Annotated in this window: 17 protein-coding genes and 2 pseudogenes; 4 read left to right on the top strand and 15 right to left on the bottom strand. The window is 40.0% G+C overall.

The features are described from left to right. Position 1: 1 nt before the first annotated feature. The 9 genes from JFV29_RS11980 to JFV29_RS11940 all read right to left on the bottom strand — a co-directional run bounded on the left by JFV29_RS11980 (position 2) and on the right by JFV29_RS11940 (position 9782). Positions 2 to 679: a response regulator transcription factor gene (locus tag JFV29_RS11980; protein WP_201183750.1), complete on the bottom strand. Its 678-nt coding sequence runs from the start codon at positions 677 to 679 to the stop codon at positions 2 to 4. Positions 680 to 791: 112 nt separating this feature from the next. Next, on the bottom strand, positions 792 to 1412 hold the full coding sequence (locus JFV29_RS11975) for a class D sortase (RefSeq protein ID WP_201183748.1): 621 nt from the start codon (positions 1410 to 1412) through the stop codon (positions 792 to 794). 59 nt (positions 1413 to 1471) lie between these two features. Then, positions 1472 to 1972, bottom strand: coding sequence for an LPXTG cell wall anchor domain-containing protein (locus tag JFV29_RS11970; protein WP_201183746.1), 501 nt, complete (start codon positions 1970 to 1972; stop codon positions 1472 to 1474). Between the two features lie 353 nt (positions 1973 to 2325). Further along, on the bottom strand, positions 2326 to 2562 hold the full coding sequence (locus tag JFV29_RS11965; protein ID WP_201183745.1) for a hypothetical protein: 237 nt from the start codon (positions 2560 to 2562) through the stop codon (positions 2326 to 2328). Between the two features lie 232 nt (positions 2563 to 2794). Beyond that, positions 2795 to 4258, bottom strand: coding sequence for an NAD-dependent succinate-semialdehyde dehydrogenase (locus JFV29_RS11960; RefSeq protein WP_201183742.1), 1464 nt, complete (start codon positions 4256 to 4258; stop codon positions 2795 to 2797). A 68-nt stretch (positions 4259 to 4326) separates the two neighbouring features. Beyond that, the gene (locus JFV29_RS11955; protein ID WP_201183740.1) at positions 4327 to 5622 is read right to left on the bottom strand and encodes an MFS transporter; all 1296 of its coding nucleotides are present in this window, start codon (positions 5620 to 5622) and stop codon (positions 4327 to 4329) included. 133 nt (positions 5623 to 5755) lie between these two features. Continuing rightward, positions 5756 to 7012, bottom strand: a complete 1257-nt coding sequence (locus JFV29_RS11950) for an iron-containing alcohol dehydrogenase (RefSeq protein WP_242486213.1) — start codon at positions 7010 to 7012, stop codon at positions 5756 to 5758. A gap of 103 nt (positions 7013 to 7115) precedes the next feature. Next, complete coding sequence (locus tag JFV29_RS11945; protein WP_201183738.1) at positions 7116 to 8321, bottom strand: hydroxyacid-oxoacid transhydrogenase; 1206 nt, start codon at positions 8319 to 8321, stop codon at positions 7116 to 7118. Between the two features lie 18 nt (positions 8322 to 8339). Then, positions 8340 to 9782 carry an aldehyde dehydrogenase family protein gene (locus JFV29_RS11940; protein WP_201183737.1) on the bottom strand — a complete coding sequence of 481 codons (1443 nt, stop codon included), beginning with the start codon at positions 9780 to 9782 and terminating at the stop codon, positions 8340 to 8342. A 595-nt stretch (positions 9783 to 10377) separates the two neighbouring features. On the opposite strand from JFV29_RS11940, the gene JFV29_RS11935 reads away from it, so the two are divergent. Continuing rightward, positions 10378 to 11043, top strand: coding sequence for a GntR family transcriptional regulator (locus JFV29_RS11935; protein WP_057215460.1), 666 nt, complete (start codon positions 10378 to 10380; stop codon positions 11041 to 11043). A gap of 3 nt (positions 11044 to 11046) precedes the next feature. Next, complete coding sequence (locus JFV29_RS11930; RefSeq protein WP_201183735.1) at positions 11047 to 11433, top strand: topoisomerase C-terminal repeat-containing protein; 387 nt, start codon at positions 11047 to 11049, stop codon at positions 11431 to 11433. A gap of 369 nt (positions 11434 to 11802) precedes the next feature. On the opposite strand, the gene JFV29_RS11925 is transcribed toward JFV29_RS11930, so the two are convergent. Genes JFV29_RS11925 through JFV29_RS11915 form a run of 3 tightly spaced genes read right to left on the bottom strand, consistent with a single transcriptional unit; the run spans position 11803 to position 13545 of the window. Continuing rightward, positions 11803 to 12939 carry a zinc-dependent alcohol dehydrogenase gene (locus tag JFV29_RS11925; protein WP_201183734.1) on the bottom strand — a complete coding sequence of 379 codons (1137 nt, stop codon included), beginning with the start codon at positions 12937 to 12939 and terminating at the stop codon, positions 11803 to 11805. A gap of 15 nt (positions 12940 to 12954) precedes the next feature. After that, complete coding sequence (locus tag JFV29_RS11920; protein ID WP_048682441.1) at positions 12955 to 13317, bottom strand: spore coat protein; 363 nt, start codon at positions 13315 to 13317, stop codon at positions 12955 to 12957. 12 nt (positions 13318 to 13329) lie between these two features. Continuing rightward, positions 13330 to 13545 (bottom strand): hypothetical protein, encoded by a 216-nt coding sequence (locus tag JFV29_RS11915; protein WP_048682438.1) that lies wholly within the window; start codon positions 13543 to 13545, stop codon positions 13330 to 13332. A gap of 187 nt (positions 13546 to 13732) precedes the next feature. Between JFV29_RS11915 and JFV29_RS11910 the strand changes: the two genes are divergently transcribed. Together JFV29_RS11910 and JFV29_RS11905 are read left to right on the top strand one after the other, a co-directional pair. After that, on the top strand, positions 13733 to 13936 hold the full coding sequence (locus tag JFV29_RS11910; RefSeq protein WP_201183733.1) for a hypothetical protein: 204 nt from the start codon (positions 13733 to 13735) through the stop codon (positions 13934 to 13936). Next, positions 13936 to 14235 carry a spore coat protein gene (locus JFV29_RS11905; protein WP_095394806.1) on the top strand — a complete coding sequence of 100 codons (300 nt, stop codon included), beginning with the start codon at positions 13936 to 13938 and terminating at the stop codon, positions 14233 to 14235. Before JFV29_RS11910 ends, JFV29_RS11905 begins: the two co-directional genes overlap by 1 nt. A 210-nt stretch (positions 14236 to 14445) precedes the next feature. Here the strand turns inward: JFV29_RS11905 and JFV29_RS30380 are convergent. From JFV29_RS30380 to JFV29_RS11895, 3 genes and pseudogenes are all read right to left on the bottom strand, one after another. Then, a pseudogene (locus JFV29_RS30380) lies at positions 14446 to 14580 on the bottom strand (hypothetical protein). A gap of 248 nt (positions 14581 to 14828) precedes the next feature. Continuing rightward, positions 14829 to 15113: pseudogene (locus JFV29_RS11900) on the bottom strand (VOC family protein); the annotation flags it as partial. A 220-nt stretch (positions 15114 to 15333) separates the two neighbouring features. Then, complete coding sequence (locus JFV29_RS11895; RefSeq protein ID WP_201183730.1) at positions 15334 to 16431, bottom strand: L-dopachrome tautomerase-related protein; 1098 nt, start codon at positions 16429 to 16431, stop codon at positions 15334 to 15336. Positions 16432 to 16689 lie beyond the last annotated feature (258 nt).

The following is a 16689-nucleotide window of genomic DNA, read 5'->3' as shown; positions in this document are numbered from 1 at the left end:
CTTAACCCTCAAATTTATAACCAGCTCGAACAACGGTTATAATATATTTTGATTTATCTCGTAATTTATTTCGTAAATTACGAATATGACTATTTACTGTGCGATCATCACCAAAGAATTCATAGCCCCAAACCTTTGTAATTAATTGCTCTCTTGTAATGACAATCCCTTGATTTTTCATTAAATACGTTAAGATTTCAAATTCTGTATGTGTTAGATTAATATCCGCTCCTTCTACTGTGACTGTCCGTGAAGGAAAATGTACTCGAATACCATTACAGAATAACTTATCATCACTTGCTTGTTCACATATAGAATATCGACTATCAAGTAATCTTTTCGCTCTTGCTAATAAAATGGGTGGGCTATATGGTTTTGTTACATAATCATCCGCACCTAACTCAAATCCAAGTAATGTATCATCTTCATCCACACGAGCTGTTAACATAATAATAGGCACATTAGATGTCTTACGAATTCGCCGACAAACAGACCAACCATCTACTTCTGGTAACATAATATCAAGAATAACTAAGTGAACCTCTTGTTCTTCGAATAAGGATAGTGCCTCTTTCCCATCTCTTGCTTCGAGTACTTCATATTTTTCATTTAAAAAATAATCTTTAATAATTTCACGTAAAATATCTTCATCTTCAACGATTAGAATTGTTCTTTTCATGTTTACTCCCCCAATATATTCAGTATTGCTATAAAAATATAAAACCATAAGGGAAAATAATGTATCTTTTTTACTTAATCGACATGGAGAGTATGATAATGTAAGTCCGTTTTTAATCAGTAGAAATTAACCTAGCTTCAATAATATATCTATTTGGAGCATCGCCTATATAATCAAATGGGTAACAAGTTGTAAGTGTTACTGTAGGTGCATCTTTGTGTACAATGACTGTGCGATCATCGGCATTCGTAATCCATTTTTTCGTGATTTGATATGTGTAAACCTTTTTATCATATTCCACAAGAAGGTTATCATTTTCTTTCAACTTTCCTAGTTCTGTAAATACAGTATCACGATGTCCACTCAGCACTGTATGTCCATGTTCAGAAGGAACTGTTGTAACATTACTGACAAACATACCCACTCCTTTTTTTAAAACGATATCATCAGTTCCCCAATATACAGAATACTTTTTTTTCATTTTTGGTATATTTAACGTCGCTACTTTCTCTCCATTTTTATACTGCATTTGGGAAGAAGGAACTTGTGGCTGAACAGAGGCTTTTGTTTCATTTGAAGTATGTTTCTGTTGTATCTTCTCAAAATATTTTACTTCTTCCGTAGTTAAGGATTGGGCAGAACTTTTCCCCTTATACCATTCGGAAAAATGGTATATGCCAATAAAAATACCTATTATAATACAACAGTATCCGAAGCGATTCAGAAGTTTCATTTTTAAATTCCTCCATATAAAAAATGGCAGGAATACCCTGCCATTTTAAATCTATTAGCTTATGCTTTGATTTTACGACGGGTAAATCCAAATACTGAACCTAATGCTACAAGGCATGCACTTACAAGCATCATTGTTACTCCGTTCGATGCGGTATTTGGTAGTTTTTCACCTTGCTGTTGTTTAATTGCCGCTTCTTTTTTCGCTAAATCGCTATCTTGCTGTTGTTTGATTGCCGCTTCTTTTTTCGCTAAATCGCTATCTTGCTGTTGTTTGATTGCCGCTTCTTTTTTCGCTAAATCGCTATCTTGCTGTTGTTTGATTGCCGCTTCTTTTTTCGCTAAATCGCTATCTTGTTGTTGTTTGATTGCCGCTTCTTTTTTCGCTAAATCGCTATCTTGTTGTTGTTTGATTGCTGCTTCTTTTTTCGCTAGATCGTTACTCTGTTGTTCTTTTAGAGCTTCTTCTTTCGTTACTGTTCCAGTAGATGCACTTGCTGTTGATGAATATCCTACAGATAAAAATGCTAATGCACAAATTGGTAAAATTACTTTTTTCATTTTGCTTCTCTCCTTAAATATCTTTTACTACCTTTTTGGGTGCATCCATAGGATATAACAGTTGTGTAAAGATTAAATGCAGATAAAATGCAGTTTTTTTAAAGATTAGTATGTAAAAAACTAAACTAACATCTTAAACATTAAGCAACTAAGTAATCAGAAGGTGTTATCGTTATTTTTCTTGCTTAGATTTTAAATTATGAAAATTTTATATTTTTTTGCCAAGCTACCCCTTCGTTTTAGATCCCCATACTGAAAGAATAGCGCCTTTTCTGTTTTGGGTTAGTTCCTTGTTCATAAAAGTGTACTTTTACGAACAGGGTAATTATAGTAAACAGGAAAGGCTTATCAAGTTAGGGATAATGGCATCCATATGTGTTTAATATTTTCTCTTCTTCTGCATCATAGTAAAATCCTCTTTCTCCGTTAATACATTCGAATCTGACTTTAGTAAAATAAGTGACATTACCATTTGAATCAAGTTCTGGTGCTATGCCAATTATTGCTATATAGTCTTTTCTAACATTACCTTTATCTATAAACTCGTCGGGAAACTTGTCAATTTTATATTTAGCTTCTGAAACATTCATCTTTGCACCTTCCTTGTGTCACAATTTTGTCTATAAGCGAATTTGCATGTTACCAATTCAAAAATTCAGGATATTTTTTATTTGTCTTAGGATGTAAAGCAACCTGGCCATAGGTTCTGTAACTGAGGTTTGTTAATCAAAGGGGAGCGTGTGTTGAATTAAGACTTTTTATGAGGTAAAAAAGGAAAGGCTTAAGGATCCGAATTCACCTCAAGCCTTTACTTGCCCTATCTTAAAAACCCATTGATATATATTTTTCTTCCAAATATTCTTCAAGGCCTTGATGGCCACCTTCCCTTCCCATACCACTCTCTTTCATGCCGCCAAATGGAGCTTGTGCAACGGTGGGAATTGCGTCGTTAAAGCCGATGATGCCGAACTCCAGAGCTTCGGATACCCTGACTCCCCTGCTTATATTCTGTGTATAAAAATAAGCGGCCAGACCGTACTCTGTATTGTTGGCAAGCTCGATTACTTCTTCTTCTGTATCAAATGGGATGATTGGTGCAACCGGTCCAAATGTTTCCTTGTATGTGATAAGCATATCCTTGTTCACTCCACCTAGAACGGTAGGTTCATAGAATAATCCATCAGCCAATTCCCCTTCAATCCTTTGTCCACCACAAAGAAGGCGGGCACCTTTTGCCAAGGCATCTTGTACATGTTCCTCTACCTTTGCCAGGCCATCACTGCTGACAAGAGGCCCGACTTCAACGGTTGGATCAATGCTATTTCCGACTTTAAGGGCTTGTACTTTTTCAACAAAAAGTGCAGAGAATTTATCGATGACAGAACGCTGGACGTAAATTCGATTTGCACAAACGCATGTTTGTCCAGTGTTCCTGAATTTGCTTGCAACGGCACCAGCTGCTGCGGCTTCCAAATCAGCATCCTCAAAGACGATGAACGGCGCGTGTCCTCCAAGCTCAAGGGAAAGTCTCTTGAGCTGCGGGGCTGACTTGGTAACCAGCAATTTGCCTACTTCAGTAGATCCTGTAAAAGAAATTTTCCTTACTACCGGATTTTCAAAAATTTCATCCGAGATAGGTCCGGCACTCCCTGTTACGATACTGACCACTCCAGCAGGCACTCCCGCCATTTCCACCAATTTACCAAACGCTAACGCACTAATAGGAGATTGTTTTGCAGGCTTGACAATGACTGTACATCCAGCGGCCATGGCAGGTCCTACTTTCCGCGTCATCATGGCCAACGGGAAATTCCAAGGGGTAATGGAAGCGACCACTCCAATCGGCTGGCGAATCACCGATAGCCTTTTATTTGCAGCAGAAGCAGGGATCGTTTCCCCATAAATCCGGCGTCCTTCTTCAGCAAACCATTCCAGGTAGCTTGCAGCAAAATCCACTTCACCCCGGGCTTCCGTTAAGGGCTTGCCCATTTCCATACTCATGATTTCTGCTAATTCATCTTTATATTCATGCATAAGGTCATGCAATATCTTTAGATATTTACTGCGTTCCTGTGCCGTCAGTTTTGACCAGGTTTTAAACGCTTCCTCAGCAGCTGCAATGGCCGCATGCGTTTCTTGGCGTCCTCCATTTGGAATCCTTGCCACCACTTTCCCTGTTGATGGATTTGTTACTGGTAAAGTTTCTCCGTTATGTGCTGCAGTCCATTCACCGTTTACATACATTTTCAGTTCAGTTAAATTTACTAATCCACTAGTTTTCAGCATGAATATGTCTCCTTTTTTTCGTTGGATTTGTAAAACGCTTCATTATATATACATAAGGCAAGGAACCTTTATAGTCCTGAAACGTTAGTTCCTCTGTCAATGTCAGAGTCAATGGATATCCTCTCATTTTTAAGAATGAAGGTATATCCCACAGCAGCAATAAGGCAAATGACTACTGGTATAATCAAGGCTATATTGAAATTATTGAATTTCGTTATTAAGAGCCCAGTTGCAACTGGAGCTATCCAACCAGCGAGGTTCCCCACGAAATTTTGCAGCCCTGCAAGCTTTCCTTCCGCACCCTTTGGAGCAACATCCGAAACAGTAGCCCAGAGGATGCCCGCAGCCAATCCTTCACCACCGATTGCTATTGAGATATACGTAAGTGCCATAAAGGCGCTGTCTGTATAGATAGTCGGTATAATGGCTAATGGAAATAGCATGCCAATGGTTAAAACAGTTTTTCTTGCTTTGATGGAATTCCAGCCTCTTTTAATCAAGAAATCCGATAAAACCCCTCCTAGAATATTTCCCAGAAAGGACATGATCCAAGGTAGCATCGTGAAAAAACCGGCTTTTAAAAGAGTCATTTGCCTTTCGACTACAAGATAAGTGGGAAGCCAGGTCATCATTAAATAAGTAAGATAGTTATGGGCAAACAAGCCGTATAACATAGGGTAAACACTTCTGAATTTAAAGAATTTAAATGGTGAGACGTTTAGTATCGTCGCTTTTTCGGTTTGAGTTTGCTCCTCTTTGATATAGGCTACTTCGGCCTCGTTTGCAATCTTACTTTGCTCTGGATGGTTTTTGAAAAAGAATAACCAGAATGCCAGCCATACAAAACCGATGGATCCAATTACCACAAAGGATGCTTGCCATCCCCAAGTCTGGATGATCCATGCTAAAATGGGTGTCGTTATGCCAATCCCGATAGCTGTACCAGAATTAAATATCCCGTTTGCAATGCCCCGTTCGTGTGACGGCAGCCAGTCTGAAATAACGCGCGTATTGGTTGGAAACGCTGGAGCCTCTCCGATTCCCATTAAAACGCGGATACCAATCAGTCCGCCAAGCGAACGTCCCATTCCAGTAAACACCGTACAGAGCGACCACCAAACGATGGCAATCGAATAAGTTAAGCGTGCCCCCAATTTATCAACGATTACCCCGACCGGGATCTGCATTAAGGCATACGACCAAAAGAACGCTGACCCCAATATCCCGAATTCTACTGCCGAAAGCGAAAGATCCTTCATCATCGAGGGTCCTGCAATGCCAAGAATTGCCCGATCCATATAATTGATTGTTGTTGCGACGAAAAGGAATACCACTACAAGCCATCTTCCATTGGTCTTTTTCATACGTCACCTCATTAGATAATTATATTCAGGTAGAAAAATGCTGCGGGAAATCCATGTGTCCGAAAAAAGTTAAAAAGGGGAAACTGATTCGAAATCCCCTGAAATTCCAGGTGATTTTCAAATTGAATGGTTTTTATACATTCACGATGGCCGTTTCTGAATTTTTTGCACTGCTTGCATTTCGATTACCATTATTAAAACCTTCAAAGTCCCCCTCATAAGCCTTCTCTATAATCAGTTGGATATCCGATGCCTTCGTCAGCCTTGGATTAACGACCACGTTACCGCTTCGCATGGAATCTTCCACTAATTTCGGCAAAACGTCCAAAGAGACTCCAAGCTCTTTAATATTAAGAGGAATATTCATGCTCCGATTCATTTCGATGATGGTTTCGATTGCTTTCTCGGCTGCTTGTGCATTGGATAAACCGCTTACATCCCTTCCTAAAGCTATTGCAATTTCTCTATACTGATCCTCACATGCCGGCAGGTTGAATCTCATGACGAATGGCAATAGTGCTGCATTTGCGATGCCATGCGGGATATTAAAGACTCCTCCAAATGTATGGGAAATGGCGTGTACATTACCCAGTCGGGATTGTGAAAAGGCTGCACCAGCTAACAGGGAGGCTACAAGCATGTTTTCCCTGCTCTCCATGTCCGTTCCCACAAAGTACGATCGTGTTAAATTTTCACCGATCATCTTAATGGCCTGCATCGCGAAAGCCTTACTGACAGGGTTGGCAGATTTGGAGGTGTAAGATTCAATTGCATGCGTCAGAGCATCCATACCAGTAGCTGCAGTAATCTCTTGAGGTAAATTTAATGTAAGGGCAGGATCCAATATAGCTAGCTTTGGAAACAAAAGTGAACTAAGTACTCCTAATTTAAAAGAGGTGTCCTTATTCGTTACCACTGTTGAATTAGTAGCTTCACTGCCAGTTCCAGCCGTAGTCGGGATTGCTATGATCGGGAGCGGAGGATTGGAAATATTTCCAACCCCTTCATAATCCAGGATATGGCCGGGATTAGTAGCCATTGCCGCGATGCCCTTGGCTGTGTCAATGCTGCTTCCTCCTCCTACAGCCAGAACCGCCTCCATCTTTTGTTGCTTAAGATACACTGTCCCCTGTTGGATTGTTTGAGCTGATGGATTAGGCTCTACCTCATCGTAAATCTCAAAATAAAGGTTTGCCGAAGCAAGGGATTTTTCAATGCCTTGTAAGAGACCGGCTCCTCTTACCCCTTTATCTGTTACGATCAGCACACTCGATACACCTAAATCCTTAATGAGTTCCCCTGTTTTTCCAGATATTCCGTTACCGCATTCCACCCGTGTCGGCATACTATATGTAAAAGGCATAAGAGACATTTTCATCTTCCTCTCCATTTATATTCTATTAGATAGTGAAACCCTTTCCGCCCCGGTCTGCAGATCCATCATGAATGGTTATGATGCTTAAACTTTCATGGACACCCTACCTTCAAGCAATCTATAAAGCTTTTCTAAGTAATTCTTCTAAACTGCGCTGGGTTGGCACTCTTGGGTTATTCCGAATCAGGCGATCGATTTGGAGGGTCTTCTCAGCAATTTCGGGAATATCCTCTTCTTTGATCCCAATCTTCGTCAGCTTTGTAGGCAGTCCAATTTCCCCAAGCAGGGTAAGCACAGCTTTTGATGCAGCCAAAGCGGCTTCCTTATCGGAGAGGCCATCCGTGTTCACATTGAATGCCTGGGAAATCCTCACCATTTTTTCTGTTTCTACAGTTGCATTATATTCCATGACATATGGAAGCAAGAGCCCGGTCACCTCTCCATGCGGTGACTTCACAAGTCCTCCGATTGGGTAAGCCAATGCATGGGCTGCTGCTGTACCTGCATTTGAAAAGGACATTCCAGCAAGCAGGCTGCCCATTAGCATATTGGAACGGGCCTCGAGATTGCTCCCTTGCTGCACCGCAAGCGGCAGGTTTTTTGCAATCAATTCAATGGCTCTGAAGGCGAGTGCATCGCTTATGGGGATTGAACCTTGGAATAAAATGCTTCCTTCTGCCTGGATATATGCAGAAGGTTTGGCTGTGTATGCCTCTATCGCATGTGACAAAGCATCAATTCCGGAACAAGCTGTTACATAAGCAGGAAGCCCTAACGTTAATTCTGGATCAAGTAGAGCAACGGTTGGTCTTAGGTAATTATCCGAGATACCAACTTTCAGGTTATTTTCCACATCGGTCAACACCGCTACAGATGTCACTTCTGAACCGGTTCCAGCAGTCGTCGGAATCGCTACAAGAGGGGCGATGGGTCCAGGAACCTGGTTTTCTCCGCCATAATAGTCCAGGGGATGTCCGCCATGGGCGACCAACAAAGCGACAATCTTCGCCATATCAATGCTGCTTCCTCCGCCAAGGCCAATTACTGCATCAATATCCATTTGAGATTTAGCAAACTTATAACAGTCCATCGCCGAATCTACCGGAGGTTCCGGTACGACCTGGTCATAGATAACTGTTTCGTAATTTGCATGTTCCAACAACGATGAAATTCTGTCTACGATTCCTGCATTTTTGATCCCTGGGTCAGTAACGAGCAAGATGTTTTTTGCCTTTAATCTTTGAAGGATCACATCCAATTGCCCGATTGCCCCGTTTCCAAATACGATTCTTTCGGTAGAATAAAAATCCCATGTATTTCTCATATTCCTTACCTCCAAAGTCTAAAGATTGATGACGACAAGTTTTTCGTCTGTCATTTCTTGCATGGCATAATGCGGTCCCTCTTTGCCAATTCCGCTGTCCTTCACTCCGCCGTACGGCATAATGTCGGCACGGTATGTAGAAACATCATTGATGATTACACCGCCAAAATGGAGTTCCTGTGTTGCCCGCATGGCTAAAGTGATATCGGATGTAAATAAACCAACTTGTAAGCCGAACTTCGTATCATTGGCCTGACGGAAAGCCTCCTCGATGCTATCGAAAGGAATGATGCTAATCACCGGTGCGAACACTTCCTGGCAGACTACCTTCATTTCCGGTTTCACATCTATTAATATAGTAGGTTCTAGAATCGAATCCCGCCTTTTCCCTCCATATACCACTTTGGCCCCAAGACGCCTGGCTTCCTGGATCCATTCTTCCGCACGCCTTGCTTCTTTCTCGGAAATCATAGGGCCAATGTCCGTGGAAGAATCTTCCGGATCACCGACCTTCAAGCCCTGTGCCACCTTGACTGCCTTCTCCACAAACGTATCGCAGATATTTCTATGAACGTAGATTCGCTGTACTGAGATGCAGGCTTGCCCTGCATTCACATACCCTCGTGTGACACAGAGCTCAACTGCTCTGTCTAAATCATGGACATCCTTGTGAATGATGTTTGGGGAGTTATTCCCTAATTCCAAAGTAACCTTACGAATTCCCGTACTGCTCTTAATATGCCGACCTACACCGGGACTCCCTGTAAAAGTGAACATTGCAATTCGTTCATCCTCCAAAAGGTATTGACCTGTTTCCTGCCCAAACCCGTTAACCACATTCAGAAAACCTGCAGGCAATCCAGCTTCAGAAAAAATTTCTGCGATCTTGCATGCAATGAGTGGCGTCATTTCAGCCGGCTTCAACACGATTGTATTTCCCGCTGCCAACGCAGGAGCTACCTTGTGTATGGTGAGATTGAATGGGAAATTAAACGGGGTGATCGCACCGATAACCCCAACAGGAACCCTGATGGTGAAAGCCATCTTATTGTCGTTTCCAGACTGCCCCAAAGGAACGCCTGTACCGGCAATCCGTTTTGCTTCTTCCGCTGAAGCTATCATCGTTTGGATTCCTCTATCGATTTCCCCTCTGGCATCCTTCAATACTTTACCGACTTCCTGAACCAGAATCATCGCCAGCTCTTCTTTTCTCTCTTTAGCGATATCCGCTGCACGCATTAGAATCTCGTAGCGTTGATTGGAATCTAGCTTTCTCGTATTAAAGGTTTCCAAGGCATTGGTCACCGCTTCAGAAACAATTTTCCGGGATGCCCTGCCGATCTGGGCAATTTCTTCTTTGTTATATTTGTTCATAACAGCGATTGTATGTTGATCGGATATCCATTGCCCATTTATGAAATGGCCATAAAATGTGTTTTTTCTGCTCAGCGTTGTGCTCATTGAAGATTCCTCCTTTGAAAAATAAAGATCACTTTTTTTAACTTCACAGTTATTTCTTCTAATAGATTCAATAAATTTCAATCAAGAAAACGGCAATTATAAAGCGCTTCCATTTTAAACTTAAGATTTTCCCTGCCCATCAACACTCTTTAGTAACTGATTATTGTAGAATCCTGCCCAAAAATAGTATGTAATCATTTCCAAAAATATATCATATAATATACGATTATGTAAATATTTAAAATTAAAAATATTCAGTTTTTTTATATAAACCTTGCTATTACAATGTTTTTCACTTCGAATAATATAGATAGATTAAATAATTCATGATTATTTTTAAAATATTATATATAATCTATTCAAAATCCATCAAATATAATATATAATCATCAGTGATGAGGATATATTTTTGTAGCTTTCCAGCAGACTATGGAGTCTACTTCTAAACTCTCTATTCTTGATATCAATATGGTTTCGCCTTATCTTATTGATAGGGTCAACAAGCCGAAAGCTGCTTCAGTTTTAATTTAAGTTGTTACATCTATATGAAATAACACTCGTTCTCATAGAATTTTTTTAAGTTAGGGGCATTTCGATGATAAAGGAAAAAGAACGCGGAGAAACAACGGAATATGTCTACAATTTATTAAAAGAAAAGATTTTTGAATGGGATTTATCGCCGGGACAAAAAATCAATATCAGCCATTTAACCCGGGAAATCAACATTAGCGCCATACCTCTCAGAGAAGCATTATCTCGTCTGAACTCTGAGAACTTAGTCATCTTAGAACCAAATAAGGGGTATCGGGTCAGTGACATATTAGATACTGAAAATATGGCGAAAATGTTAGAGGCCCGGATATTACTGGAGACGCATGCGGTCCGGAATATTATCCGCTTAAATAATGTAAGCGTGACGGAAGAAATGGCCGCGCTTACAGATGAAATGTTTTCCACAAACACAGGTGCTTCCAACAAAAAAATACTAGATTTTACTCATTTAGATCAACAATTTCATCATGCCATCATGAACGCTGGAGGAAACCCGTTTTTATTTGAAGCATATAAAGGCATGCACTGTCATCTTCATATAGGCCGGTTTTATCACGTCAAAGGTGAGATCGACCAAAAAGACGCACCATCGGAACATATGGAAATCATTGAGGCCATCCGGACAAGGGATGTATACAGAGCCGAGATTGCGATCTCCAGCCACATACAGGATTCCATAGATCGTTTATTGGAGAGGACAAAAAGATAATCCTTGGAAGCTATTGAGGATAATCTTCTTCGGATATCAGTCATCGTAATCGCTTTGATCAAATTTCCGGAATATTCAAGTGGGTGTAAACAGACATTCCCATCTCAAATGCTTGGAAAAAAAGGGACAGAAAAACATGTGAAAGATTTATGCACCAAGAAGAAAACAAGTGTGATCAAAGGGATGAAACCGAAGACAAAAGAAAAGAAGCCTTTTGATGCTTCTCTTGTTTTGAAAGATGATGGATCGATTGAATTTGCAAAAAAAACATTTGCTAAATCAAAGCAACAAACTAAAATCCCTATAACAATTGATAGGGATTTTACCATGAAAGAGTATATGCCGAATGATTCGCTGAATGGATCCACTTACTGCTATAACCTTTTCTGATTTTGATCTCCAAAGAAAAGAAAAAGTATATGTGAAAAATCCAAACGAAAGAAGTAAAAAATAACGAAAACCCTATAACTAATTTGCCCCTTATAGTTTTTGTAGGTCGTGGGTTTTACTTAATGAAAAAAACTCTTTGAAAAAAGATAGCTTAGAGCACAAAAAAAACGATTTTCCCTTAACGTGGGGTAAAATCGTCTTTTCTGGTACTTAATTTGAATAAGGTAAATGTAGCTCTCAAGACAGGGGTGTTCACTTTTCTTAAATCTTCTTCTATGCGTATTTAAACCAGAAGTAAAAATCACTTCCAAAAGTTAAAAAAGGGTTTGATACCTTCAAATCTATTTTTCCAAATGAAAACAACCATCTTTATGGCTTAAGGACCACTTTAATACATCCATCTGTCCTTGTATCAAATACTTCATACCCATGCTTTGCTTGGTCAATTGGAAGTACATGGGTTACAACATCGCCAGGATCTACTTTTCCTTCTGATATTAGTTTATAAAGGTAGGGCATATAAGGAATAACAGGAGCCTGACCTGTTTTAATTTCCACGTTTCTTTGGAAAATATCTCCTAGGGGGAATCCATTATAACGGCCGCCATAAACGCCTGTTATTTGTATAGTTCCCGCCTTACGCACGGCTTGGGACGCAATTACAATCCCTCCCATGGCTCCCCCATGTAATTTAAGACCCGATGCAAGATATTCCATCGGAGTCATTTTGCCACTCATCCCGGAACAGTCAATAACGATATCTGCACCACCTTTAGTGATTTCTTTAAGGTATTCGCCAGTATTTTCATATTGTGCAAAATTTACGGTTTCGACTTTATTCGTCCTTTTTGCATGCTCTAAACGATAGTCGAGATGGTCGACAGCAATCACTCTTTTCGCCCCTTTAAACCAAGCGAATTTTTGAGTAAGTAGACCTACAGGACCGCAGCCTAAAACGATAACCGTATCGCCAGATTTAACACCTGCGTGATCTACACTCCAGAATGCTGTGGATGCTGCATCAGCGAGCAACACCAATTTTTCATCTTCTACCTCGCAGTCTTCTGGGATTTTGAAAGGGGTAAAGTTTCCATAAGGAACACGCATATATTCAGCTTGCCCGCCCGCATACCCACCAGTTGTTTCTGAGTATCCAAAAAAACCACCCATTTCCCCATGAGGATTTGAATTATCGCACTGACTTGTAAGGTCGTGGTCGCAATACCAGCAGCTCCCGCAGCTAACGTTAAAGGGGATAATGACCCGGTCTCCCTTCTTTACCTTAGTTACCCCTGGTCCAACTTCCTCAACAACCCCCATCGGCTCATGACCAATGACATAATCTGTAGGCATATTGGGAATTAATTGATGAATTAAGTGCAAATCGGAGCCGCAAATCGCTGAAGTAGTGACTTTTACAATAATATCATCCGAATTTTTGATGTTAGGGTCTTTAACTTCTTTAACCTGTACATTTTTATTGCCCTGGTAAGTTACGGCTTTCATGATGCTTTTCCTCCTTTATTTATTCGGCGTTGCGAACATGCCGAGTCTGTCAGTATCATTCGGGAAAAGATTCATTCCAGCGATACTAACCGCCATATCGGCTGATTTCAAATCTAATTCCACCTGTTTACCTACATCGTTCGGATAAAGCCAGCCCTTCCTGATCATTAAATCGGATAACTCACCATGTAAGTCAATAGATTGCTCCATTTGCTGGTACAATGCTTTTCTCAATGCGGGATTCGCTGTTTCAGATAATGCAATACCATAAGTATGAATCCCACTTTTGATAGAGAGTAGAAAATCTAACGCGAAAGAGGAATCAGCCATTTCCGGCATATGTTCAGCGCCTTGAGGATCTAAAAAATCCATTTCCATTTAAATTTCACCTCATTTTTCATAGTTTGTTCGGGCTTCTTTATAAAAACCCTTTAGCTCGTTTATAGCAGCTATAGATTGTTGTACGTCTTTTTCCATTAATGCTTTTAAGTCATTGTCAAAGCAAATTCCTTGCATTAATTTAGATCTCATTAAACCTATTGTTTTAAAATTTAAAATTTCATGCGTTTCCATGGTTTCATGAAATGCCAAGCTTTCATTTTCCATACGTTAACCTCCCTAATCTATATAACAAAAATACCTTTCCCAGTTCATCTGTTTGTTATACGGAATATTGACCGATAGGTAGTTTTTTTCGCAAAATATACGTTACCTTTGCAAATGATGATGTATAAAAACTTTTGTATTACGAAAGATATGTAAGTGAATTCTCAAAGAAATGGAGTGAAAAATCATGACCAAAAATTTAGGACTGCATGAAACTTTAGAGGCGCACGAAATTTTAACTTTCAAGAGTCTTTGTCTAACAAAGTCCTCTTCAATGAGCAGTTTAGTGCAGGATACAGAACTACAAAATATTCTATTAAAAGACATGAGCACTGGGACACAAGATATTCATAAACTGCAGGAAATTCTGACAAATCGAGGGGAACAGTAATGACAAATTTTTTGCAAAATATGGCGGGGATGGGTGGCATGACTGATCAGGTGATTGCAACGGACTTCTTAATATCCGCAAAATCAGGAATTAGAAATATTGCATTTGCCATTACAGAAACAAAAACACCTGAATTGAAAGCAGCCTTAAGAGAACAGCTTCGTGTCGCTGTAGAAAGACACGGAGAGATAAGTAACTATATGATTTCAAAAGGTTACTATCATCCACATGATTTAAGTGAACAATTACAAGTTGATTTAAATACAGCAAATACAGCCCTAAACCTTCCTCAACAATAAAGTCAACTCATGGATGTGAAAACAGACAGATTACACAGAGGTACGGGCAAATGGAAAAAAAGCAATGAATTTCTCAAACTTGAGATACATTGCTTTTTTTAGGGGTATATTATAGAAAGTCCTTAGCAAAACAGAGGAATAATGGTAATGTAGATGCTCCAATCTATAAGCTGTTGTGTTTTAACTAATTTTACTTCTTTCTTAATAGGGTTAAATCGATTTCTTCATGCCACACTCTCTGCATTTACGAATATATTTAACCGAACTTTCAAACTAAGTGTTACCGCAATTGTCATAGCGACCACTAACGATGTCAGGATAATCTTCGTAGTCATAAATAATTATGGTGTCATATTCCTTTTTTCCTCTAGAATTTCTTCAGATAAAGTAAAATCACCTTCACTATTTATTTGATTATATATATTCTACGAGAGGCGGAATGCTCCGCTTATCAAGACCTAAATTATAAAAAACCTTAATAAATAAAGGAGAACACATATTAGCCTTGTATAATATGTACTCTCCTTTTATCTTTTAATGAACTGACGCACCCGCTAGTTCCATAAGAAACTCCTATGGCGGCGCTCCTCGCCGCCACCATCTACTACGAATGTGGCTTCCGCTTCGTAATAATTATCGACACCCATTGTACAAGCATACCCATTAAGAGCTTGGCCCGCTTCCGGGAGAGGACTTTGACGCTGCATCAAAGCACCATTAATCCCAGGTTCATTCTCATCGCCAGTCCCCGCTCCCAAGTAAGGCATTCCTGCGAAATCACTCCAATCTTGAAATGACCATCCAAATACCTCACCATAAAATTTCTTTGCCCGTTCCATGTCATCCACATGAATTTCGAAGTGAACTAATCTTCCCATGATTACCTCCTAGTTTTGTTCAAAATTTTTCCTCTTACCGTAAGTTGATACTTATGTAGCTTCATGCCTATGGTGCTTTATTTATATTTTTAAATCTAAGATGAAGCAGGCTTTTCAATTTGAGTTAAGTCACTTCTTTATTATAGGACAGTTGGGGGGGGGAATATCTGACAAAAAAGGCAGCTCCCTGATGGGGGATAGCTACCTTCGTTTACGATTACTATGAAAAGGTAGGAGCAGGGAATTCATCAATTCTCATACGAAGTAAACTATATGGTTTTTCTCGCAGATCTCTTCCATAATGAAATCTCGCCTGCCGATGTAATTGATTCACAATGACATATAAGTATTGATTGGGGCCAATCGAAAAAGTATCCGGCCATAAAATTCTCGGGTCATGTGCGATGGTTTCCATTGCGCCATTCGGCAATATCTTCCGGATACTATTGTTTTCATAGTCTCCCGCATAAACGGTTCCTTTTGCGCCGGTGACCATTCCATCAGACGCACCTTTTTCCCCCCAATACTGCACATATTGGGATAAATTCAGGTCCTGTATCCTTCTGTCTCTTAGGGCTTCTGTTGAGATCGAGAACAGCTGACGGCTGGTTAGCGGAGCATAAAATAAAACCTTTCCATCAGGAGAAATCGCTAAACTATCGGAAGCCAATCTAAATGGGAAAGTCGAGCCGTCCGGGTTTCGATTCATCAAAATTTCACCTTCTACTTTCGGTAAAAAATAGGGATCAGGTGAAGTTGATATTGCCCCATTTAACCGTCTAAACGCGTTCCCATTTTCTAAATCTACGACGATAATAGCCCCTGGCCCTCTGGAAGAAGAATCCGTTATATATGCATAGCCTGCTCTTCCAACCCGAAAATCCAAACGGACATCATTCAGATAAGTTGTTGGCAAGACAACATCTTCTGTAAAGGTATATACTCTCCTTATTGTATTCGTGCTTAAATCAACAGCAACTAATTTTGCTCCCCCTTGAATAGGTTCAGAAAAATTTGGTGCCCCTGTATCTAGTACCCAAAGTGTTCCTCTTCCATCAGCAACGATACTTTGGACACTGACGAAAGACATCGTAATATTCCCAGTATTAACTAAATTGGTTTCTACACTGGGATAAGGCTGCAATTCACCCTCAACAATTTCCGCCACAGTAAATTGAACGTCGTCTCCCCATTTCGGAAAGCATACAAAAATACGACCGGTTTCGGAAACGCTGACACCTGTAGGCATAGCCCCATAAAAAGCATGCACCAGTTCAAACTGCCCAAAATATTTTTCCATAGGTAACATAGGTTGCATGATATCCTCCTCATCAAATCCGAACGGATATCACCTATATATGATGAAAATTTTTTGTAGTGCCTGGTTCTTGATAAATTTTCTATCGTGATGGATGCTGTGGGTTTATTAGTCCAGGAGAAACATGGGAGTCTCGATAAAGTGATTCAAACTTCCATGTTTCTCCAAAGACGGGGAATGAGAGCATCTGAATTTATGTTTGCAGTCAATTTTAGAACTAACATAAAAACTATTATGATTTGCTCCCGTCCAGCAGCC

The sequence above is a fragment of the Peribacillus sp. TH16 genome, assembly GCF_016651095.1.
Lineage (GTDB): Bacteria > Bacillota > Bacilli > Bacillales > DSM-1321 > Peribacillus > Peribacillus butanolivorans.
The sequence above is the reverse complement of the archived record's forward strand: the minus strand, read 5'-3'. Positions and strand labels throughout refer to the sequence as shown.

Coding starts and splice junctions, on each gene's coding strand:
- JFV29_RS11980 (WP_201183750.1), bottom strand. CDS start 679: ATGAAAAGAACAATTCTAATCGTTGAAGATGAAGATATTTTACGTGAA.
- JFV29_RS11905 (WP_095394806.1), top strand. CDS start 13,936: ATGACAAATTTTTTGCAAAATATGGCGGGGATGGGTGGCATGACTGAT.
- JFV29_RS11920 (WP_048682441.1), bottom strand. CDS start 13,317: ATGGAAATGGATTTTTTAGATCCTCAAGGCGCTGAACATATGCCGGAA.
- JFV29_RS11965 (WP_201183745.1), bottom strand. CDS start 2,562: ATGAATGTTTCAGAAGCTAAATATAAAATTGACAAGTTTCCCGACGAG.
- JFV29_RS11895 (WP_201183730.1), bottom strand. CDS start 16,431: ATGCAACCTATGTTACCTATGGAAAAATATTTTGGGCAGTTTGAACTG.
- JFV29_RS11950 (WP_242486213.1), bottom strand. CDS start 7,012: ATGGAGAGGAAGATGAAAATGTCTCTTATGCCTTTTACATATAGTATG.
- JFV29_RS11915 (WP_048682438.1), bottom strand. CDS start 13,545: ATGGAAAATGAAAGCTTGGCATTTCATGAAACCATGGAAACGCATGAA.
- JFV29_RS11970 (WP_201183746.1), bottom strand. CDS start 1,972: ATGAAAAAAGTAATTTTACCAATTTGTGCATTAGCATTTTTATCTGTA.
- JFV29_RS11960 (WP_201183742.1), bottom strand. CDS start 4,258: ATGCTGAAAACTAGTGGATTAGTAAATTTAACTGAACTGAAAATGTAT.
- JFV29_RS11945 (WP_201183738.1), bottom strand. CDS start 8,321: ATGAGAAATACATGGGATTTTTATTCTACCGAAAGAATCGTATTTGGA.
- JFV29_RS11940 (WP_201183737.1), bottom strand. CDS start 9,782: ATGAGCACAACGCTGAGCAGAAAAAACACATTTTATGGCCATTTCATA.
- JFV29_RS11910 (WP_201183733.1), top strand. CDS start 13,733: ATGACCAAAAATTTAGGACTGCATGAAACTTTAGAGGCGCACGAAATT.
- JFV29_RS11975 (WP_201183748.1), bottom strand. CDS start 1,412: ATGAAACTTCTGAATCGCTTCGGATACTGTTGTATTATAATAGGTATT.
- JFV29_RS11925 (WP_201183734.1), bottom strand. CDS start 12,939: ATGAAAGCCGTAACTTACCAGGGCAATAAAAATGTACAGGTTAAAGAA.
- JFV29_RS11935 (WP_057215460.1), top strand. CDS start 10,378: ATGATAAAGGAAAAAGAACGCGGAGAAACAACGGAATATGTCTACAAT.
- JFV29_RS11955 (WP_201183740.1), bottom strand. CDS start 5,622: ATGAAAAAGACCAATGGAAGATGGCTTGTAGTGGTATTCCTTTTCGTC.